The 19207-nt window shown below is 58.6% G+C and carries 19 protein-coding genes and 1 tRNA gene; 10 read left to right on the top strand and 10 right to left on the bottom strand.

The genetic code is table 11. The features are described 5' to 3' along the window. Together pcp and AAHA41_RS15540 are read left to right on the top strand one after the other, a co-directional pair. On the top strand, positions 1 to 648 hold the full coding sequence (gene pcp, locus AAHA41_RS15545; protein WP_268016200.1) for a pyroglutamyl-peptidase I: 648 nt from the start codon (positions 1 to 3) through the stop codon (positions 646 to 648). Further along, entirely contained in the window at positions 645 to 1109 is a 465-nt protein-coding gene (locus AAHA41_RS15540) for a gamma-glutamylcyclotransferase (protein WP_323070114.1), read from the top strand. The genes pcp and AAHA41_RS15540 overlap by 4 nt, the downstream gene beginning before the upstream one ends. A 65-nt stretch (positions 1110 to 1174) precedes the next feature. Here AAHA41_RS15540 and AAHA41_RS15535 read toward each other — a convergent pair whose 3' ends face one another. Together AAHA41_RS15535 and AAHA41_RS15530 are read right to left on the bottom strand one after the other, a co-directional pair. Then, a complete protein-coding gene (locus AAHA41_RS15535) occupies positions 1175 to 3067 on the bottom strand; it encodes a methyl-accepting chemotaxis protein (RefSeq protein WP_071913785.1) in 1893 nt (630 codons plus the stop codon). A gap of 209 nt (positions 3068 to 3276) precedes the next feature. Further along, on the bottom strand, positions 3277 to 3774 hold the full coding sequence (locus AAHA41_RS15530; protein WP_041209527.1) for a lactoylglutathione lyase family protein: 498 nt from the start codon (positions 3772 to 3774) through the stop codon (positions 3277 to 3279). Between the two features lie 100 nt (positions 3775 to 3874). On the opposite strand from AAHA41_RS15530, the gene AAHA41_RS15525 reads away from it, so the two are divergent. Beyond that, positions 3875 to 4747: a LysR family transcriptional regulator gene (locus tag AAHA41_RS15525; protein WP_041209526.1), complete on the top strand. Its 873-nt coding sequence runs from the start codon at positions 3875 to 3877 to the stop codon at positions 4745 to 4747. Between the two features lie 54 nt (positions 4748 to 4801). On the opposite strand, the gene AAHA41_RS15520 is transcribed toward AAHA41_RS15525, so the two are convergent. Together AAHA41_RS15520 and AAHA41_RS15515 are read right to left on the bottom strand one after the other, a co-directional pair. Further along, complete coding sequence (locus AAHA41_RS15520) at positions 4802 to 6172, bottom strand: phosphatidylserine decarboxylase family protein (protein ID WP_323070116.1); 1371 nt, start codon at positions 6170 to 6172, stop codon at positions 4802 to 4804. 224 nt (positions 6173 to 6396) lie between these two features. Further along, positions 6397 to 6473: transfer RNA gene (locus tag AAHA41_RS15515), tRNA-Trp, on the bottom strand. 201 nt (positions 6474 to 6674) lie between these two features. On the opposite strand from AAHA41_RS15515, the gene AAHA41_RS15510 reads away from it, so the two are divergent. The 4 genes from AAHA41_RS15510 (at position 6675) to AAHA41_RS15495 (ending at position 9602) form a co-directional block, all read left to right on the top strand. Next, positions 6675 to 7217 carry a hypothetical protein gene (locus tag AAHA41_RS15510; RefSeq protein ID WP_042031908.1) on the top strand — a complete coding sequence of 181 codons (543 nt, stop codon included), beginning with the start codon at positions 6675 to 6677 and terminating at the stop codon, positions 7215 to 7217. Positions 7218 to 7492: 275 nt separating this feature from the next. Continuing rightward, the gene (gene pyrB, locus AAHA41_RS15505; RefSeq protein ID WP_041209522.1) at positions 7493 to 8413 is read left to right on the top strand and encodes an aspartate carbamoyltransferase; all 921 of its coding nucleotides are present in this window, start codon (positions 7493 to 7495) and stop codon (positions 8411 to 8413) included. A 16-nt stretch (positions 8414 to 8429) separates the two neighbouring features. Then, positions 8430 to 8894, top strand: a complete 465-nt coding sequence (pyrI, locus tag AAHA41_RS15500) for an aspartate carbamoyltransferase regulatory subunit (RefSeq protein WP_041209521.1) — start codon at positions 8430 to 8432, stop codon at positions 8892 to 8894. A 216-nt stretch (positions 8895 to 9110) separates the two neighbouring features. Next, on the top strand, positions 9111 to 9602 hold the full coding sequence (locus AAHA41_RS15495; protein ID WP_041209520.1) for an ArgR family transcriptional regulator: 492 nt from the start codon (positions 9111 to 9113) through the stop codon (positions 9600 to 9602). A gap of 139 nt (positions 9603 to 9741) precedes the next feature. Here AAHA41_RS15495 and AAHA41_RS15490 read toward each other — a convergent pair whose 3' ends face one another. The 4 genes from AAHA41_RS15490 to arcA all read right to left on the bottom strand — a co-directional run bounded on the left by AAHA41_RS15490 (position 9742) and on the right by arcA (position 14584). After that, positions 9742 to 11145: a YfcC family protein gene (locus tag AAHA41_RS15490; RefSeq protein WP_043850717.1), complete on the bottom strand. Its 1404-nt coding sequence runs from the start codon at positions 11143 to 11145 to the stop codon at positions 9742 to 9744. Between the two features lie 123 nt (positions 11146 to 11268). Next, the gene (argF, locus tag AAHA41_RS15485) at positions 11269 to 12273 is read right to left on the bottom strand and encodes an ornithine carbamoyltransferase (protein ID WP_033114793.1); all 1005 of its coding nucleotides are present in this window, start codon (positions 12271 to 12273) and stop codon (positions 11269 to 11271) included. Positions 12274 to 12374: 101 nt separating this feature from the next. Then, the gene (gene arcC, locus AAHA41_RS15480; protein WP_005356275.1) at positions 12375 to 13301 is read right to left on the bottom strand and encodes a carbamate kinase; all 927 of its coding nucleotides are present in this window, start codon (positions 13299 to 13301) and stop codon (positions 12375 to 12377) included. A gap of 62 nt (positions 13302 to 13363) precedes the next feature. Beyond that, positions 13364 to 14584, bottom strand: coding sequence for an arginine deiminase (gene arcA, locus AAHA41_RS15475; RefSeq protein WP_041209518.1), 1221 nt, complete (start codon positions 14582 to 14584; stop codon positions 13364 to 13366). A gap of 749 nt (positions 14585 to 15333) precedes the next feature. Between arcA and AAHA41_RS15470 the strand changes: the two genes are divergently transcribed. From AAHA41_RS15470 to AAHA41_RS15460, 3 genes are all read left to right on the top strand, one after another. Further along, complete coding sequence (locus AAHA41_RS15470; protein ID WP_165791442.1) at positions 15334 to 15510, top strand: hypothetical protein; 177 nt, start codon at positions 15334 to 15336, stop codon at positions 15508 to 15510. Positions 15511 to 15605: 95 nt separating this feature from the next. Continuing rightward, a complete protein-coding gene (locus AAHA41_RS15465) occupies positions 15606 to 16253 on the top strand; it encodes an AAA family ATPase (RefSeq protein WP_033114791.1) in 648 nt (215 codons plus the stop codon). A 1-nt stretch (position 16254) separates the two neighbouring features. Then, entirely contained in the window at positions 16255 to 16623 is a 369-nt protein-coding gene (locus tag AAHA41_RS15460) for a CopG family transcriptional regulator (protein WP_323070118.1), read from the top strand. Positions 16624 to 17350: 727 nt separating this feature from the next. Here the strand turns inward: AAHA41_RS15460 and hemN are convergent. Together hemN and AAHA41_RS15450 are read right to left on the bottom strand one after the other, a co-directional pair. Further along, complete coding sequence (hemN, locus tag AAHA41_RS15455; protein WP_323070119.1) at positions 17351 to 18724, bottom strand: oxygen-independent coproporphyrinogen III oxidase; 1374 nt, start codon at positions 18722 to 18724, stop codon at positions 17351 to 17353. Positions 18725 to 18755: 31 nt separating this feature from the next. Further along, positions 18756 to 19196 carry a DUF2489 domain-containing protein gene (locus AAHA41_RS15450; protein ID WP_323070122.1) on the bottom strand — a complete coding sequence of 147 codons (441 nt, stop codon included), beginning with the start codon at positions 19194 to 19196 and terminating at the stop codon, positions 18756 to 18758. Positions 19197 to 19207 lie beyond the last annotated feature (11 nt).

Genomic DNA, 19207 nt, shown 5'->3' with positions numbered 1-19207 from the left:
ATGATGAAAGTACTGATTACCGGTTTTGACCCCTTCGGCGGCGAGCCCATCAACCCGGCATGGGAGGCAGTCAAGCGCCTGCCAGAGACCATTTTGAACGCCACCGTGATCAAGGCGCAGATCCCCACCGTCTTTGGCAAGTCAGCCACCCTGCTGGCGGAGCTGATGCGCCAGCACCAGCCTGACGTGGTGATCAACGTCGGTCAGGCGGGCGGCCGCTTCGCCATTACCCCGGAGCGGGTCGCCATCAACATCGACGATGCCCGCATCCCCGACAACGAGCAGCAGCAACCCATCGACGAAGTGATTCAGGCCGATGGTGCACCGGCCTACTTCTCCCGTCTGCCCCTCAAGGGGATGGTGCAGCGCATCAAGGAGAACGGCATTCCGGCGGCGGTCTCCAACACTGCCGGCACCTTCGTCTGCAACCACATCATGTACCAGCTGCACTACCTGATTGAGAAAGAGTTCCCGGCGGTGCGCGGCGGCTTTATCCACGTTCCCTACATCACCGAGCAGGTAGCGGACAAGGTGAACCAGCCCTGCCTCGCCATGAGCGAGATTACCCGCGCGCTGGCGCTGGCCATCGAGGCGGTGGTGCTGCAGCAGGATGGCGATATCAAGGTCGTGGGCGGCGAGATCTCATGAGTCTTTGCCAGCCACGCCCGCTGTTCGTCTACGGCAGCCTGATGGACGGGCTGTTCAACTACCGCCGCTATCTGGCTCACCATGTGAGCCAGACGCCGCGACGCGCCCGGGTGCGCGGCGCCCTCTATCACCTGCAGCACAAGGGCTACCCCGCCCTGCTGCAAGGGGATGACTGGGTCTATGGCGAGCTGTTTGTGCTGGACGACTTCCCTGCCGCCATCGCGGCCCTCGACGAGATGGAGAACTTCCACGGCGAGGATGATCCCCAGAGCGAATATCTGCGCCAGCTCATCGAGGTGGAGATCTTCGACCCGGCGCAGGGGCGTTATGTCGGCCAGCAGCAGGCCTACCACTACCGCTACGTGGCGCAGCACGATCTCAAGTGGCAACAGGGCAAGCACTACCTGCCCGACGGCAACTGGCGCGCCTTCCATCTGGCGCAGCTGGAGAGCGCCGCCTGACGGTCAGCGACAATAACAAAGGGCAGCCCGCGGGCTGCCCTTTTTCATGGAAGATGGCCTGAGGATCAGAGCCGGAAACGGCCGATCTCCTGCTCCAACCGCTCGGTCAGCGCCTTCAGCTCCGCCGCCTGCGCCGCCTCCTGATTGGCCTGCTCGGCCAGCTCCTGCGAGACGTGGCGGATGTTCTCGGTGTTGCGGCTGATCTCGCTGGTGACCGAGGTCTGCTCTTCCGCCGCCGCCGCGATCTGGGTCGCCATGTCGCTGATGGAGCCGATCGCCTCGTTGATCCGCGCCAGACTCTGGTTGGCGGACTCCGCATCCTCGACGCTGGTGCCCGCCAGCTGGCGACTGGTCTCCATGCCCCCCACGGCGCGACGGGTGGTCTGCTGCAGGGTCTCGATCATCTGCTGGATCTCGTCGGTGGAGTCGTGGGTACGGCGCGACAGCACCCGCACCTCGTCCGCCACTACCGCGAAGCCGCGCCCCTGCTCACCGGCCCGCGCCGCCTCGATGGCGGCGTTGAGCGCCAGCAGGTTGGTCTGCTCGGCAATGCCGCTGATGGTGGCCAGAATGCCGCTGATCTTCTGGGCGTGGGCATCCAGCTCGTTGATGATCTGGCTGGCATCAGCCACCTCGTCCGCCAGCCCGGTGATGCTGCGCTGGCTCTGGCCGACCTGCGACTGGCCCGCGACCGCCAGCTTGACCGCCTCGCCGGAGGTGGTAGCGGCAAACTCGGCGTTGCCGGCGATCTCCTGAGTGGCGGAGGCCATCTCGGTCACCGCGGTCGCCACCATCACGATCTCGTCCTGCTGCTGACGCACCCGCTGGCTGCGGGAGTGGGCACCAGCCGCCTGAGCACGGGACTGGGCCGCCAGCTCGACGGTGACATCCCGCAGCCGGCTGACGATGCCGTGCAGCCGGGCCACGAACTGGTTGAAGTTGCGCGCCAGCTGACCCACCTCATCCTGACTGCGGGTGTCGATATGGACGGTGAGATCCCCCTCGCCATGGGCGATGTCGTGGAGCGCACCGGCCACCCGGCCCAGATCGGCAAACAGATACTTGAACATGGCGGTGAGCAGGGCGCTGAACACCAGCATCAGCACCAGCGTCAGCCCCACCAGCTGCCACAGCAGGGAGGCGAGCGGTGCCTCCAGCACGTCGCGATACATCACCATGGCCAGCAGCCAGTCGGTGCCCGGCACCGGCTGTACCGCCAGCAGCACGTCGCGCCCGTCGAGGGTGGCGGCGTGCAGTTCGTTGTTCTCGCGGCCCCACTGCTGGAAGGTGGCCGCCGACAGATCGGGAGAGAGCTCGCCAATCTGCTTGAGCGCCAGCTCCTTGTTGGGGTGACCGACGATGAGGCCGCTGCTGTCGAGCAGCATGGCGTACCCCTCGCCCTGCACCTGCATCGCCAGCACCTCGTCGATCAGCTTGTCGAGCGCCAGGTTGGCCCCCACGGCACCGACCAGCTCGCCCTGATGGCGTACCGGCTCGGAGAGGGTGACCACCAGCTTCTGCATGGTGACGCTGACATAGGGGGCGGTGACGATAAGCTGCCCCGCCTTCACCGCATCCTGATACCAGGGGCGCTCGCGCGGGTCATAGTTGCCGGTGTTGAGGGAAGGGTCCTGGCGGGTCATCACCCCCTGAGTCGAACCAAAGTAGGTGAGGCCGAAGCCGCCCGAGGTATAGGCCTGCTTCAGGTGCGGCACCAGCTCGGCCTGCGGGTTGTCGGCGATCAGGTTCACCAGCGCGTGTACCGTGTTCTTGCGATCCGCCATCCAGTCGCCGATGGCGACCGAGTAGGCGTGACCATAGTTGACCGCCTCGCTCTGGATGGCGCTCATGGTGCGGGATTTGAGGGTGTGAAAGGCAACGATGCCGAGCAGTGATGCCATCAGCAGCACCACCCCGAGACTGGTTGCCAGCAGCTTGCCGCGCAAAGAGAGGGTCATGACGACAGATCCTTGTTGTTGTGACGAAGCAGGGAAAGACCCTGATGTAATAGAGGCTATCGGCCACTCTCTGAACAGACTTTAGTGAATCTGTATACTTTTACATCTATCAACAACAGAAGCCGCTATCCGTGTGAGCAAGATCGCTATTCCATGCTACTGACTATCGCCACAACAAAGCAGCAGGCCGCCCGAAGGCGGCCTGTCACTTACCCCTGATATGCACCGGCGGAGTAGGTCAGCTCATAGCTGTGGCTGTAGATCTCGATGATGTTGCCGAAGGGATCTTCCATGTAGACCATGCGGTAGGGCTTCTCGCCCGGGTAGTACTCACGCACCGGCATCCGCTGTTTGCCGCCCGCCGCGACGATGCGCGCCGCCAGCCCCTCGACATCCGGATCCTGCACGCTGAAGTGGAACACCCCGGTCTTCCAGAATTCGAAGTTGTTTTCGCGCTGCTCGCTGTTGGGGAACTCGAACAGCTCGATGCCGATCTTGTCGCCGGTGGAAAGGTGAGCGATGCGGAAGGAGCCCCAGCCCGGGCCAAACACGTCGTTACACATCACGCCGATGGCGGAGTCATCCTCGGTGATGGTGGTCGCCGGCATGATGAGATACCAGCCCATCACCTTGGTATAGAACTCGACTGCCTTGTCGAGGTCAGTCACCGTGATGCCGATGTGGGAGAAGTTGCGCGGGTAAGTCATAAGTCACCTTGAAATTGTGTGTGGGAAACAGGTGACATGATAGGAAGAGGCGCCATAATGAAAAATAAGGTCAAACTAATGGAAGGCATAAATTAAATTTATGGTTAATCCACTCTGGCTCCACACCCTGGTGGTGGTGCATGAAACCGGCAGTTTTACCCGTGCCGCCGATCGGCTGGATCTCACTCAGGCCGCCGTCAGTCAGCATATCTCGCGCCTCGAGGCCGAATTTGGCCCCCTGCTGCTGCGCAAGCCTCGTCTGCTGGAGCTCACCCCGCGCGGGCTGGTGCTGCTCGACTTCGCCCGCCAGCAGGAGCAGGCCGCCGAACAGCTGCGAGCCCGTCTCTCTGACGACGATCCTCACCGCGGCGCCATCACCCTCACCACCCCCGGCAGCATCGGCCTGCTGCTCTATCCCCTGCTGCTCGACCAGCAGCAGGAGCACCCCGGACTCACCATCCAGCACCGCTTTGCCCCCACCCCCGACATAGTGCAGGCGGTACTGGCAGGGCGCAGCGATCTGGGACTGGTGGATCAACCGCCGGAGCACCCCAGCATCGCCGCCGAGCCCTTTGCCCGCGAACCCCTCTGTCTGGTGGTACCCAACGACGGCGAGGAGCAGAGCTGGCAGCACCTCTGTCAGCTCGGCTTTATCGATCACCCGGATGGCCGCAGCATGGCACAACGCCTGCTGGGACGGCGCTACCCCGGCCAGCGCTTCGACGAGATCCCGCTGCGCGGCTTTACCAACCAGATCGGCCTGATCCTGGAGCCGGTCGCCCGCGGCCTCGGCTTTACCGTGCTGCCCCGCTTTGCCGTCACCGCCTTTGCCCAACAGGAGAAGATCCGGGTGCTCCAGAGCCGGATCGAGGTGATCGACACCCTCTGGCTTATCTACCGCGCCGAGTGGCCGCTCCCAGCCCGCCACCAGCGGCTGGTGGAAACCCTCAAGACGCAGGTCGGCGCCAGCTGATGTGCAAATAAGAAGGCCGCTTCAAGGGCGGCCTTTTACTGTCCGGCAGCTAGGTTATTTGACCCGCGCCAGCGCCGTATTGATCCTCAGGTTGGTCGCCTCCAGCCCCGGCTGCTGGCCATAGAAATCGAACTCCAGCTCGACTCCGGGGCGGAACAGCAGGCAGTGGGTGGAGCCACCGAAGTGGAACATCCCGAGCTGTTCCCCCTTCTCGATCCGCTGCCCCGGCTGCACCGTCACCTCGCAGCTCGACACTTCGGCCATCCCGACCGGCACTACACACATCAGACCGATTTTGGGGTTGTCCGCCTCGATAAAGATCAGGGCGCGGGTCGCCACCGCAGTGAGGAAGGGTTGCGACTGGTTGGGGGCGCTCGGGTCGGCGCCGTCGAGGTTACCAAAACCCTGATGGCGGTTGGCCAGGTAGTAGCTGCCGTTGACCACCTTGACCGAGCGCACAGTACCGCTCACCGGGCTGTGCCAGCGGTGATAGCTGAGAGCACTGAGGAAGGCCTGATAGATAGTGCCCCCCTCGAACTGGGCGGCGCGCGGGTCGAAGTCGAGCAGGTTGTCCAGCGAGTAGGGCTGCCCCTTGAGCCAGAAGGAGTCCTGCCGGCGCACTCTTTTGGCCACCTGCAGCGGGGCCGATTCGCAGGCGTTGGCGATCACGTTGTCATCGTCGGGAGCCGTCACCGGCCGCACGCCGGGGCGAAAGCGGCGGGTGAAGAAGTCGTCCCAGCTGGCAAACCCTTCATATTCGGCACCCGGGGTGGAGTGGAAGATCCCCTCGAAGCTGTCCGGTGTGGGGTTGTCTCCGGCACCAAGCGCCCCCTGCGCCACCTTGACCATCTCCCGTTTCGCCACGTCCCCCAGCCAGGGGACGATCAGGGTCTGACGATCAAGCGGACTGACCGACTCGGTCAGCACATAGCGTGACGCCGGGCTTTGCAGGAAATTGGCCCAGTAGCCGAGGATCTTGCGCAGCTGCTGGTTCACCAGCTCGTTGGCAAAGAAGCCGTAACCGGCGGCCGTCGCCATGGGCCAGTTGAGCAGGGCATTGATGGGAAAGCCGATGAGCCCCGCCGGCTCGTGGCTCTGCACATCCTGATAGGCCTCCGGCGCCGTGGTCATGATGCCATTGAGCAGCAGCAGAAACTCTTCGAAGCTGCGCACCTCGACCTGACCGAGCGGGGTTCTGTGCTTGTGCTGCCACGCCTCGTCAAACATCGCCTGCGCCTGCAGATGCAGCGCCGGCTCCTGTTCGACCAGCGCCTTCAGCTCGGCGATCGGTGCCACCAGCGGGCGGGGCTGACGGGTAACCGCCTGCCGCAACCGCTGCACCCAGCGCTCCACATGCACCTGATCCCGGGGTACCCAGCCGCCGGCGTGGGTGTGATTGTGACGAGTCTCCACCGCTTTGTTCATCGATCTGTCTCCTTGGATTGAAGCGCCTCAGGCCAACCGGATGCAGTACAGACGCCGGGCAACAGGGCACCATCTGACAAGAAGCAAGGTGTAGCACAGGGGTAGAGAGGCCTCAATTGACAGATGTGGCAGAGGCAAACGGCAAGAAAGAGAGCTAACGGGGAGAGTGGCAAACGCCAGAAAGCGAAAAGCCAGCTCGATGAGCTGGCTTTTCTTGAATTAAATGGCAGGGGCGGCAGGACTCGAACCCGCAACCATCGGTTTTGGAGACCGCTGTTCTACCAATTGGAACTACGCCCCTGCAACAAACGAGGCGTAGTATACAAAGCGGGTTTCAAAGGTAAAGGCTTTTTTCACACTTTTAATGCGATTGCACAAATCCCGAACACGTCGCGCCGATTTGTGCAGCAACGAGGGGTAACTTGCTGTATTTCCAGACTCAGCGGGGTAGGAATGGGGCATAAATGGGGGTAGGGTGAAAGCAGGTACCGGGAGGCTGCTTATGCTCAATTACCGACTGCTACAACAACTTGCGCCCCTCAACTTCAGGGACGAACGCAAAACAGAGTCCCTGCCCGACTACCTGGCCCGGGTCGCCCCGCTGGTGCCCTTCATCCCCGAAAATGTGCTTTCCCAGTGGATTTACCGTCATTGGCGCGGTTTTGAGTCCAACTGGAGCTTTATCGATCTCGCCAGCCACCAGTTCGCATGCGAAAGCTGGCCCACCGCGCAAATTATCGAGCAGATAGACTCCCGCCATATGGAGGTGATCGAGCGCTGGGGCGAGATGCTGCGCAGCAATCGCTATGTCCGTCGCTCCTGGCTCGGCGAGAAGATGCTGAGCGAAGGGAGTTGGCCCGAACCGGTCATCGTGCTGGCGCCGGAGGCGGGAGCCAGCTACCCGAATGGCCATCCCCTGCCCCACCCCTTCTGCTTGCTGGAGGGGCACCACAGACTCGGTTATCTGCGTGCCATGGCCCGCGATGGCGAGCCGTTGCAGGCAGTGCATCAGGTGTGGGTTTGCCGTCCCGTTCGCGCCACTTAAACGTTTTTCAGGCCAAAACAGGCATGGAAAATAAAATTTTGACAATTCAAAATGCAGCCCTATAATCTGTCCGGTTTTGAACAAGGTCGGGACAGGAAGATGCCGTTTTTGATGAAAAAAACAGCTTTGCAAACGGGTGGAGCGCACCAGAGCGGCCCCGTTGTTTCCGGTTTCCGACCCGATGTTCCCCAGTTATTTTTAAAAAAAGCCCCTGTTTCCAGGGGCTTTTTTTTGTGCCCGAAAAACCTCCAATGATGTCAAAGGGAATGCAGACGATGACCAATCCACTCTACAAGAAACATGTCATCTCCATCACGGACCTGACCCGGTCTGAAATGGAACTGGTAGTCTCAACCGCACAACGGTTGAAGGCCGAGCCCGACACCCGCTTGCTGAAAGACAAGCTGGTTGCCAGCTGCTTCTTCGAAGCCTCCACCCGCACCCGCCTCTCCTTCGAGACCGCGGTGCAGCGCCTCGGCGGCAACATCATCGGCTTCGCCGACGGTGGCAACACCAGCGCCAAGAAGGGCGAGACCCTGGCTGACTCCATCAAGATCATCGGCTCCTACACCGATGCGGTGGTGATGCGTCATCCGAAAGAGGGGGCAGCCCGCCTCGCCTCCGAGTTCTCCCGCGTGCCGGTCATCAACGGCGGCGACGGCTCCAACCAGCATCCGACCCAGACTCTGCTCGACCTCTTCTCCATCCGCGAGACCCAGGGCAAACTGGACGGCCTCAACGTCGCCTTCGTCGGTGACCTCAAGTACGGCCGCACCGTCCACTCGCTGGCGCAGGCTCTCAGCCTGTTCAACTGCCGCTTCTTCTTCATCTCCCCGGAAGCGCTGGCGATGCCGGACTACATCTGCGAAGAGCTGGAAGAGAAGGGCATTCAGTTCAGCATCCACGAGACCATGGAAGAGGTGATGCCGGAGCTGGACATCCTCTACATGACCCGCGTCCAGAAAGAGCGCTTCGACGAGACCGAATACAAGCACATGGCCGCCAAGTTCATCCTTGAGCTGGCGACCCTGGAAGGGGCCAAGCCCACCATGAAGATCCTGCATCCCCTGCCCCGCGTCGACGAGATCGATGTGGCGGTCGACAAGACCCCCCACGCCTACTACTTCCAGCAGGCGGAGAACGGGGTCTATGCACGCCAGGCACTGCTGGCACTGGTACTGAACGAAACTGTCTAAGGGAAAGGGGAACAACATGTCTGACAAGAACCAACTGCAAGTCGAAGCCATCCGTCACGGCTCCGTCATCGACCACATCCCCGCCGGCCAGGGCATCAAGATCCTCAAGCTGTTCCAGCTGGTGGAGACCCAGGAGCGGATCACCGTCGGCTTCAACCTGAAATCCGGCGCGCTCGGCAAAAAGGATCTCATCAAGATTGAGAACACCCGCCTGACCGAACAGCAGGCCAACCAGCTGGCGTTGTTCGCCCCGAAAGCGACCGTCAACATCATCGAAGACTTCAATGTGGTGAAGAAGCATCAGCTGGAGTTGCCAGAGTTCATCGCCGGGGTGTTCCATTGCCCCAACTCCAACTGCATCTCCCACAACGAACCGGTTGAGAGCTACTTCCGGGTACGCGAGGTGAAAGGCGCGGTGCGGATGAAGTGCAAATACTGCGAGAAGTCCTTCACTCAGGACATCGTCAGCGAACGCTACTGATATCCAGACTCAAAAGATACTCATGTGGGCCCCAAGGGGCCCATTTTTGAACCCTGTCACATCACCAAATTCCCAGTCGGCTATAATTTGCCATCCAATATGGTAAAGCCCGCTCATTCCCTGCCAATCACACGATTGCCCCGATTTTCCGCTAACAAGCAGCAAATTTGGCAGATATCGAGCGCTCATCCCCGATCATCGTCAAAGGAAGTCGCCGTGGTCAAAACCCTCAGCCGTCCCGTTGCCCAAGAGCCCGATCTGGCCCAGCTGGATGCCTGTCGCCAGATCATCGGCCAGCACTGCTACAGCACTCAGGAAGAGATCCGCCGCGAGCTGTCGGAGCGGGGCTTTGCCGACATCAGCCAGTCCACCATCTCCCGCCTGCTGCGCCGTCTCGGCGTCGCCAAGGCACAGAATGCCAACGGCAAGAAGGTCTACACCCTGGTCGACGAGCAGCTGGAGCCCGCCGGCAGCACCCGCTCCATCCACGACATGGTGCGCGAAGTGGTGCACAACCAGCAGATGGTGCTGATCCACACCACCCCGGGCGCCGCCACCGTGGTGGCCCGCCTGCTCGATCGCAACGCCAATCCCGAGATCATGGGTGCCGTGGCCGGCAACGACGTGGTGCTGGTCGCGCCGCGCCATATCAGCCGTACCCGTCAGGCCCACGCCGCCGTGGTGCGCACGCTGGAGCAGGCGCGCTAGCTACTGCCACACATAGAACAAGCAAAAGGCGACCTCAGGGTCGCCTTTTTGATGGCCGCTACTTTGTGTCCATCTCTTCTTGCCTCCATAAAAAACGGGAGCCAGCGGCTCCCGTCTTCAGCGTCATCTTGGTTGTGGCTTAGAGCATGGCACCCAAGCTCAGGCAGGCCACGATCAGCACGGTCAGGATACCGAGCAGCGGAGCCACCCACTTCAGGTAGCGCACATAAGGCACCTTGGCGATGGCCAGACCGCCCATAACCACGGCGGAGGTCGGGGTCACCAGATTCACCAGACCGGAGGCAGACTGGTAAGCAGTCACCACCAGCTCACGGCCTACGTTGGCGAAGTCGGCCAGCGGCGCCATGATCGGCATGGTCAGCACGGCCAGACCGGATGAGGACGGCACCAGGAAGGAGAGCACCACTTCCAGCAGGAACATCACGTTGATGAACACCACGGTGGAGAGGCCGGTCACGATCCCTTCTGCGCTGTGCAGGATGGTGTGGGTGATCATGCCGTTGTCCATTACCACCACGATACCGCGGGCGATACCGATGATCAGGGCAACACCCAGCAGGTCGCGAGCACCGTCGATGAAGTTGGAGGTCAGCTCCTCCTCGCTCATCCGGGAGATGAGACCGACGATGATGGCGGCAGCCAGGAATACGCCGGAGATCTGCGCCATCCACCAGCCCAGCACGGCCACACCGTAGATCATCACGGCGAAGGCGGCGACGAAGATACCCAGCACGATTTTACGGGTCAGGGTGAACTCCAGCATCTGGTCGCTCTTGTTGCCGAGGAAATGGGCGCGGTTTTCATCCCACTTGTCAGCCACCAGCGATTTGCTCGGGTCGTTGCGCACCATCTTGGCGTAACGCATGACGTAGGCAACGCAGATCAGCCAGCCAGCCACCAGCATGGCAACGCGCAGCCAGATACCGTCGGTAAAGGAGATACCGGCCGCATTGGCAGCGATAACGGTCGCAAACGGGTTGATGGTAGAACCGAGAGTACCGATACCGGCACCCAGCAACACAGTTGCAGCAGCCACCACCGGGTCAAAGCGGGCTGCCATCATCACCGGCACCAGCAGGGTGTAGAAGGGTAGCGACTCTTCGGCCATGCCGTAGATGGTGCCGCCTGCGGCGAACAGCGCCATCAGGATCGGGATCATCCACTCTTCACGGCCACGCAGACGGTCGGTCACGCGTTCGATACCGGCATCGATGGCACCGGTCTTGGTCACAATGCCAAGAAAACCACCGATGATCAGGATAAACAGGGAGACGTCGATGGCGCCTGCCTGATAGGTGTCATGGTTGTAGAGACCATCGATCGGCGCCAGCAGCACGTCGACGATCCCCTGGGGATTGCCCTCTACCAGCTTGTAGGTACCCGCCACCGGCACTTCTTTGCCGAGGGCTTCGTTCATGGTCATCTCATATTTGCCGGCCGGCACTATCCAGCTCAGGGCGGCCACCAGGGCGATCAGCACAAACAGTATCGTGTAGGCTGACGGGAACTTGAATTTGGTCATGGTCCAGCTTCCTTCTGTGGGTGTGGTATCCATGCAGGCTGCGGGTTGTAGGGTTAGAGGTATTATGCCGCTGTCACATGGTCGAAAAGCCGGGGGTCACCCCCCGGCACCACTACTGCGACCTTAGTCGCCCAGCGTAGCAACCATCACTGCCTTGATGGTGTGCATCCGGTTTTCGGCCTCGTCGAACACGATGCTGTGCTCGGATTCGAACACGTCCTCGGTCACTTCCAGACCTTTCATGCCATATTTGTCAGCCACTTCCTTGCCCATGGTGGTCTCGTCGTTGTGGAACGCCGGCAGGCAGTGCATGAACTTCACATCCGGGTTCTTGGTGGCGTTGATGACATCCATGTTGACCTGATACGGAGTCATCAGTTTGACGCGCTGATCCCAGGCTTCTTTCGCTTCACCCATGGATACCCAGACGTCGGTGTAGAGGAAGTCGGTACCCAGCACACCCTCTTTGACATCTTCGGTCAGGGTGATGCGTGCGCCGGTCTCTTCGGCGATCAGGCGGCACTTGGCAACCAGCTCCTCTTCCGGCCAGAAGGCTTTCGGAGCGACCAGACGGATATCCATACCCATTTTGGCGGCGCCGACCATCAGGGAGTTACCCATGTTGTTGCGGGCATCACCCAGGTAGGCGAACTTGATTTGATCCAGACGCTTGCCCTTGCCGTGCTCCAGCATGGTCATGAAGTCAGCCAGGATCTGGGTCGGGTGGAATTCGTTGGTCAGGCCGTTCCAGACCGGTACACCGGCGTAGGCACCCAGCTCTTCCACGATCTCCTGACCGTAGCCACGGTATTCGATACCGTCATACATGCGACCCAGTACCCGGGCGGTGTCCTTCATGGACTCCTTGTGACCGATCTGGGAACCGCTTGGGCCAAGGTAGGAGACTTGCGCGCCCTGGTCGAAGGCCGCCACTTCAAACGCACAGCGGGTGCGGGTGGAGGTCTTCTCGAAAATCAGAGCGATGTTCTTGCCGACCAGATGCTTGCGCTCGTAGCCACCGTATTTGGCTTTCTTCAGGTCGATGGCCAGATCGATCATGTATTGGATTTCGCGCGGGGTGAAGTCCAGCAGTTTCAGGAAGTTACGGTTACGCAGATTAAAAGCCATGATGAGTTCTCTCTATATTTGTTCAGACCAATTTAGGCAGTAGTGTTGACTACGCATTCTTCAGTACAGATTTGTGCAGACCCCGGAGGGCCGAGTTTTAATTACGCATTCACGGTACGGGTGGCGACGATATTGGTACCGGCTTCACCCTTGAGGATGGCGAGGCCATCTTCCAGAGAGCCGATGCCGACCATGCCGCCGGTCGCTTTGACAAATTCACAGGAGGCTTCGACTTTCGGTCCCATGGAACCTGCGTCGAACTTGACCCCGGCCAGCTCGTCCGGGCTGGTCACCCGCAGCGGACGCTGGGTCGGTTTGCCCCAATCCAGGTAGACGGCATCAGCATCGGTCAGGATCAGCAGGGCGTCGGCCTTGATCTGCTTGGCCAGATAGGCGGCAGACATGTCCTTGTCGATGACGGCTTCAATACCGGTCAGGCTCTGGCCATCCCAGGTCACCGGGATACCACCACCACCGGTACAGATGATGAGGTGGCCCTGGGCAATCAGGGTTTCGATGGCGTCGCCTTCGACGATGCGCTGGGGCAGCGGGGACGGCACTACGCGGCGGAAGAACTTGCCGTCAGCCTTGACCACCCAGTGCTTCTCTTCTGCCAGGGTGCGGGCTTCAGCCTCTTCATAGACGGGGCCGATAAATTTGGTCGGGTTGGCGAATGCCGGATCCTTGGGATCGACCTGCACCTGAGTCAGCAGCGCGGTGACGTTGCGGCTCGGCATCAGGTTTTTCAGCTCCTGGATCAGCATGTAGCCGATCATGCCCTGGGACTCGGCACCCAGCACATCCAGCGGATAGGGGGATACCTTGGTGTAGGCGCTGTTTTGCAGAGCCAGCAGGCCGACTTGCGGGCCGTTGCCATGCACCAGCACCACGTTGTACTCCTGAGCGATCAGGGCGATGGTCTTGGCGGCAGTTGCGATGTTCTTGCGCTGGATATCCGCTTCAAGGGGCTCACCACGACGGAGCAGAGCATTGCCACCCAGAGCGACGACGACAGTTGGTTTTTTCATAGTGGTTAATCTCGAGTTTGGTTCTGTGTGGCGCCAGCTTCTGCCGGCGCCACGCCGTCTTGTTAGATGCCGTCGCGTTCCATCGGGCAGCTCATGCAGCGGGCGCCGCCGCGACCACGTCCCAGCTCTTCACCCGGGATGGGCAGCACTGTGATGCCAGCCTTGTCGTACTTCTCGTTGGTGTAGGTATTGCGCTCGTAACCCACCACCACGCCGGGGCGCACGGTCAGCACGTTGTTAGCGTCGTTCCACTGCTCGCGCTCGGCCTCGAAGGTGTCACCACCTGTGGTGATGAGCTTGAGCTGATCGACACCCAGCGCCTTCTCGATGGCGGTGACGAAGTAACCCTCTTCCTTGATGTTCATGCCGGTAGCGCCGCCCGGAGTCAGGCTCCAGCAGTTCACATCCTTGCGGATGACTTCCGGATAGACGGAGAAGGTGTCGATATCCATATGAGTCATTACGGTATCCAGGTGCATGCAGCTGCGGTGTTTCGGCAATTGCATGGCGATAACCTGTTTGGCCTGACCGTGTTTGAACAGGCCGCGAGCCAGATGCTCTACACCTTGCGGGGTGGTGCGCTCGGACATACCGATCAGCACAGCACCGCGGCCGATGACCAGCACGTCACCACCCTCGATGGTGGAGTTGTCGTAATCGCGATCTTCATCACCGAAGTATTTGATGAAGTCCTGACCGGCGAACTGCGGGTGCCAGCGGTAGATGGCCTTCACATGGTTGGTCTCACGACGACGAGCGGCCTTGGCCATCGGGTTGATGGAAACGCCACCGTAAACCCAGCAGGAGGTGTCGCGGGTAAAGAGGTGGTTGGGCAGCGGCTCGATGATGAAATCGGTTGGTGCGTGCATGCCCACTACCATGTTGACGCCGCTGTAGGGCATCTCGGAGTAGGTCAGGCCGCCGGAGAGAATGCGGGCCAGCTCGCGGTGCGGCATGTCAGCCAGGAAGCAGCGCACGTCGTTGGCAAAAGAAGAACCGAGGCGATAGTCGGAGACCTGATGTTGCAGCAGCCATGTTTTGGCTTCCGGCACATCCAGAGTCTCGGCCAGCAGATTGGTCAGCAGGAAAACTTCGACATTCTGATCGCGCAGTACCTGAGCGAATTTGTCGTGCTCCTGACCAGCGCGTTCAACAGACAGGACGTCATCGAACAGCAGATCCTGGCAGTTGGAAGGAGTCAGACGCTTCAGACTGAGGTTGGGGCGGTGCAACATGACACGGCGCAATTGGCCAACTTCAGAACCTACATAAAATTTGCTCATGATTATATTCCGTCTAGCAGTGGTCCCTGCGAGTGATTGAATAGATTCCTTCTATTCATGCTCGTGGCTAAGGCGGGATATTCTTTATGTAGGGTACTCGGCTTGTGTTCTATCCTGCCCTTGCCTTTCGAGAGCGAGGTTAGACCTGCCAATCACTGCAAACTTAGAGATTGATCACATTCACTCAGAACTGAATAAATTCATGAAAAGATCTTTGATAGGGGTAACAGATCCCACATTCTCTTATTCACCAAGCCCGCATACATACTTAAAAAAAGCCCTTTATATTTCATATTGAAAGCCATTTCATTCATGGTTCCACTCTCCAAATGGATAGAAACAAAAAGACAATATCATTAATTTCAATTGGTTAAGTTAAATCAAAAATATTCTGTGAATTTACCATGCACAAATATGAATAATGTCACCCTTTCATCCCCCCTAACCAATAAATAAAAAGTCACCCATCCTTCTCACCCTGCATAATTGTTTTCTTGTCCCAGATCATGGCATTCACGCCAGCTTGGTCGCACTGCGGCTCATACCATTACCGCCCAGCTATCTGTTGCTCATTAATATGCACAAAGTCAGCATCTTGGCCGCCAGAGATTCAGTACCTGCCATCAGGTTTCTTTTGAGAGTTTTTTCATTGGCTGAATTTATTCGCTCTTCCTTGCGCTGGGTCGAACCTCGGCTTAACTCAAAAAGTGATCCAGATCACGTATGAATGGTGTTACCAAGGAGTTGTTATGAAAATGAAGTCCATGCTGCTGCTCGCAACCCTGTTGCTGCCTCTCGTACCCAGCCTCACGCAGGCAGAAGGAGCCCCGGCCGTGCCCATGGTGGTATGCCATGTCGACAAGGCTCCCCAGACGCTGGTACCCGACTATGTGTGCCGCTCCAGCGGCGGTAGTCAGCACTACTGATAGATTGGGCGGGAGGCAAACCACCTCCTGCCTTGTTATGAGAGCAGCCACTCCTATACTGAAAACAGCGGTTTTCTCATGGATAGGGGAACGTCATGATCTTGTTGGTTGGCGGAGAAAAAGGAGGGAGTGGCAAGAGCTGCCTGGCGCAAAATCTGGCGGTCTACCTCAGATCCCAGTTTCAGGGGGAAGTTTTGCTGGTCGACTGCGATCCCCAGCGCACCACCTCCGACTGGATTCAGGAGCGCAATGACAATCCGGAACTGCCACAAATCAACTGCGTCCAGCTCTACGGCAATATCCGCAACGACCTGCTCAGTCTGAAAAACCGCTACGACTACGTCATCGTAGACTGTGGTGGACAAGACAACCGGGCACTGCGTTCTACCATGGCAGTCGCCACCCACGCTCTTATACCGCTGCGCCCCAAACGCCGGGATCTCAAGACCCTGCCCCATATGGAAGATCTCATCACCACCTGCAAGATGGTCAACCCGACCCTCAACGCAGCCGTGGTGCTGACCCAGTGCCCTTCCCTGCCCAATCAGGTAAAACGGATTCTGGAAGCGAAAGAGGTTTGCTCCTCCTTTGGGGTAGATGTGCTCAATGCCATCACCTATGGACGCAACGTCTACGACGACAGCGAGGAGAAGGGGTTGTCGGTGATGGAGATCGAGCCGGATGGCAAATCCGCCGAAGAGATCCGTGCCATCGCCAAAGAGTTCCTGCAAGTGGGGGTGTGAGATGGGTCTGGCCGATCTGAAGAAGAAGCACCAGTTGCACCATCAGAAGAACTTTACCGTCGACGAGTTTATCGAAGATGCGGAGTTCTACGCCAAAGGCAAGCCCAAGGTGGTCAGTCTGGAGCTGAGCCTGCACCGGGACGAAGCCCTGGCGGCACTGGCATTCATCGAGAACGGTGAACACCTCAAGCCCAGTTACAAGAAGGCGACCTTCTCCATGAGTACCGTCGCCATCGATGAGTTGGGTAGTCTGACCCAGCAGGACGGCCTGAACAAATCTCTGCTGCTGCGCCTCTTTACTCACTACTTCTCATCGCTCAGCCCTGAAGAGCGGCAGACCATATACGAACGGCTCAATCAGCGTTCCTGACCCCGCCTTTTCTTGCTCAAGTTCCCCTTTTCCTGCTGGTGAAAGACATCACCATCAGGACGACATATTTGTTTCCAAAGCAACCATAATGCCACGTAAGAGATCAGCCATTAAAGATGTGAGCAATACGCTCAAAATGCTCTCGAAATAATCGGAAGATAACGTCTTAAAAACAGCAGTAAATTTCAATAACACAATGTTTTATATCAAATAAATCGAAAGAAATTGCTTTCGTTAACCAGCAACACAAAAACGTTTTCCAACTTGCCATTGTCGCCTCCCGGAAAATCCTTATAGTTACTCATGCACGGACGCAATGAAGTCGGTCAGGAAGACTGGCTGCCAGGGTTGGGCAAATGGACTAGTCACAGGATGTGGCAAAGGACACCTCCCAGGACGGAGAAAGTGGGGCGGGAAAGGATGACTCGTCAGGCCAAGATGGCTAAAGGACACCCCAAAGGATTGGGAAGGGGAAACCTAAAGGAAGAGGTAAACAGTCAGGGATTGCAGGGAGCAACTTCGTTCAAGGATATGAGCGATACGACTACCGGGGGCGACGCAAGTCGCCCCCATCTTTTTGTCTGCGTTTCACCGGGCAATTGCTTGCCCCACTCGCAGCACTTTCTTGCCAAGACCTTCCAGCGTCACTGGCTCAAGCAAAAGACATGCATATGAAAGGGGCGCCACTGATGGCGCCCCTTTCTGTTTTCTGACCGGCAAACAAAACTTATATCACGCGAGAGAACTGCTGCTGGCGAGCCTTGTTGCGCAGGTAGACGTCGAAGCACATGCAGATATTGCGGATCAACAGCTGCCCTGTGGAAGATACCTCAAGCCCGGCATCAGTCATACGCACCAGCCCATCGTCGATAAAGGTCTGTAGCAGCTTGAGATCCTCGGTGAAGTACTCTTTGAAATCCAAGCCAAATGTCTGCTCAATGGTGGTGAAGTTCAAACGAAAGTCACAGATAAGCCGCTTGATCACTTCACGGCGGATCAGGTCATCCTGATTGAGCGAGCACCCTTTCCATTGCGCATGCCCCAACTCCTCAACCTGAGCGTAATAGGTTTTGAGCTCTTTCTGATTCTGCGAATAGGCATCGCCGATCATGCTGATGGAGGAGACGCCCAGCCCAAGCAGATCGCAATCCCCCTGGGTGGTATAGCCTTGGAAGTTGCGATGCAGCTTGCCTTCGCGTTGTGCCACGGCCAGCTCATCATCCGGCTTGGCAAAGTGATCCATGCCGATGAATTGATAACCGCGACCGGTAAGGAACGCAATAGTCCCCTGCAACATGGCCAGCTTCTCCTGCGGAGCAGGCATATCCTGTTCCTTCAGCTTGCGCTGCGCAGCAAAGCGACTGGGCAGATGGGCATAGTTGAAGATGGATAGGCGCGCCGGATCCGTCTTGAGCACCTCTTCCAGCGTATGGTGGAAGCTCTCTTTGTTTTGATGCGGCAAACCGTAAATCAGGTCGAGATTGGTTGAGCGAAAGCCCAGCTTTCTGGCTCGTTCCAGCATGGCGCGAATGAAGTCGTTATCCTGCTCGCGATTTACGGCAACCTGCACATCCTTGTTGAAGTCCTGCACGCCCAGGCTGATACGGTTAAACCCGACTTCTCGCAACACATCAAGCATCGACAGTTCGATCTCGCGCGGATCAACCTCGATACTGAATTCGCCCTCATCAGCAAAATGGAAGTGCTCGCGCAGCATGGCCATCAGACGCCGGGTCTGGCTTTCATTGAGATAAGTAGGAGTGCCACCACCCCAGTGCAGCTGGGTAACCAGCCGCTGTTTGAATAGCGGAGCCTGCGCCTTGATCTCCCGTTCGAGATAATCGAGGTACTCGTCAGCCTTGTGCTGATGACGGGTAATGACCTTGTTGCAGCCACAGTAGTAACAAAGTTTGTGACAGAAGGGGATGTGAACGTAGAGAGAAAGATGGCGCTCGGGGTACTGCCCGGCAGCATGAACAAAATCCGGGTAACCGAAGTTCTCGTTGAACTCCAGTGCCGTGGGATAGGAGGTATATCTCGGGCCGCTGTAGTTATATTTTTCGATCAGGGCCTGATCCCACACAATCTGTCCTGCTTGCACGCTCGCTTCCTCTCTTTTTGTTATCAATGGCTTATCGGCTTAACTGAAAATCCTTCAGTTGTGCCACATCCTTGAGGATCTGGGCTTCCAGCTCGGCCTCATAACCGCTGCGCTCGAGATCCATCTTCATCACTTCATTGCGTTTGAGTGCACGCCGCGCCTCATGGGTCGGCATATCCTTCACCTTCTCGTATAACCCGTAGAGACCGGGAAATTCGCTGGCAAAAGGGCTCCCATCCTTGATCTGCAGCGCATCCAGCAGATTGGTCAGCCGAATGGCTCCTTCGGAGTAGTCGCACTGCCCCTCCTGCACCGCATGGGCAATGACCCGCACGCTCTCCAGGATTCGTTCATTGCGAGCTGCAATGGTCTGCCACTGCATCGCCTGCTGGCGTCGGAGTCTGGCCAGCAGCATACCTGCATAAATGGCCAGACCGGACAAAATCAGGCCGCCCGACAGGGCGACCAGCATCCATCCACTCA

Source organism: Aeromonas sp. SER (assembly GCF_038739615.1).
Classification (GTDB): Bacteria; Pseudomonadota; Gammaproteobacteria; order Enterobacterales; family Aeromonadaceae; genus Aeromonas; species Aeromonas jandaei.
This window is presented reverse-complemented; position numbering and strand designations above follow the sequence as displayed.

Excerpts from the sequence above, each read along its gene's own strand:
- pcp (WP_268016200.1), top strand. The coding sequence starts at position 1 with ATGATGAAAGTACTGATTACCGGTTTTGACCCCTTCGGCGGCGAGCCC.
- AAHA41_RS15540 (WP_323070114.1), top strand. The coding sequence starts at position 645 with ATGAGTCTTTGCCAGCCACGCCCGCTGTTCGTCTACGGCAGCCTGATG.
- AAHA41_RS15535 (WP_071913785.1), bottom strand. The coding sequence starts at position 3,067 with ATGACCCTCTCTTTGCGCGGCAAGCTGCTGGCAACCAGTCTCGGGGTG.
- AAHA41_RS15530 (WP_041209527.1), bottom strand. The coding sequence starts at position 3,774 with ATGACTTACCCGCGCAACTTCTCCCACATCGGCATCACGGTGACTGAC.
- AAHA41_RS15525 (WP_041209526.1), top strand. The coding sequence starts at position 3,875 with ATGGTTAATCCACTCTGGCTCCACACCCTGGTGGTGGTGCATGAAACC.
- AAHA41_RS15520 (WP_323070116.1), bottom strand. The coding sequence starts at position 6,172 with ATGAACAAAGCGGTGGAGACTCGTCACAATCACACCCACGCCGGCGGC.
- AAHA41_RS15510 (WP_042031908.1), top strand. The coding sequence starts at position 6,675 with ATGCTCAATTACCGACTGCTACAACAACTTGCGCCCCTCAACTTCAGG.
- pyrB (WP_041209522.1), top strand. The coding sequence starts at position 7,493 with ATGACCAATCCACTCTACAAGAAACATGTCATCTCCATCACGGACCTG.
- pyrI (WP_041209521.1), top strand. The coding sequence starts at position 8,430 with ATGTCTGACAAGAACCAACTGCAAGTCGAAGCCATCCGTCACGGCTCC.
- AAHA41_RS15490 (WP_043850717.1), bottom strand. The coding sequence starts at position 11,145 with ATGACCAAATTCAAGTTCCCGTCAGCCTACACGATACTGTTTGTGCTG.
- argF (WP_033114793.1), bottom strand. The coding sequence starts at position 12,273 with ATGGCTTTTAATCTGCGTAACCGTAACTTCCTGAAACTGCTGGACTTC.
- arcC (WP_005356275.1), bottom strand. The coding sequence starts at position 13,301 with ATGAAAAAACCAACTGTCGTCGTCGCTCTGGGTGGCAATGCTCTGCTC.
- arcA (WP_041209518.1), bottom strand. The coding sequence starts at position 14,584 with ATGAGCAAATTTTATGTAGGTTCTGAAGTTGGCCAATTGCGCCGTGTC.
- AAHA41_RS15470 (WP_165791442.1), top strand. The coding sequence starts at position 15,334 with ATGAAAATGAAGTCCATGCTGCTGCTCGCAACCCTGTTGCTGCCTCTC.
- AAHA41_RS15465 (WP_033114791.1), top strand. The coding sequence starts at position 15,606 with ATGATCTTGTTGGTTGGCGGAGAAAAAGGAGGGAGTGGCAAGAGCTGC.
- AAHA41_RS15460 (WP_323070118.1), top strand. The coding sequence starts at position 16,255 with ATGGGTCTGGCCGATCTGAAGAAGAAGCACCAGTTGCACCATCAGAAG.
- AAHA41_RS15450 (WP_323070122.1), bottom strand. The coding sequence starts at position 19,196 with ATGCTGGTCGCCCTGTCGGGCGGCCTGATTTTGTCCGGTCTGGCCATT.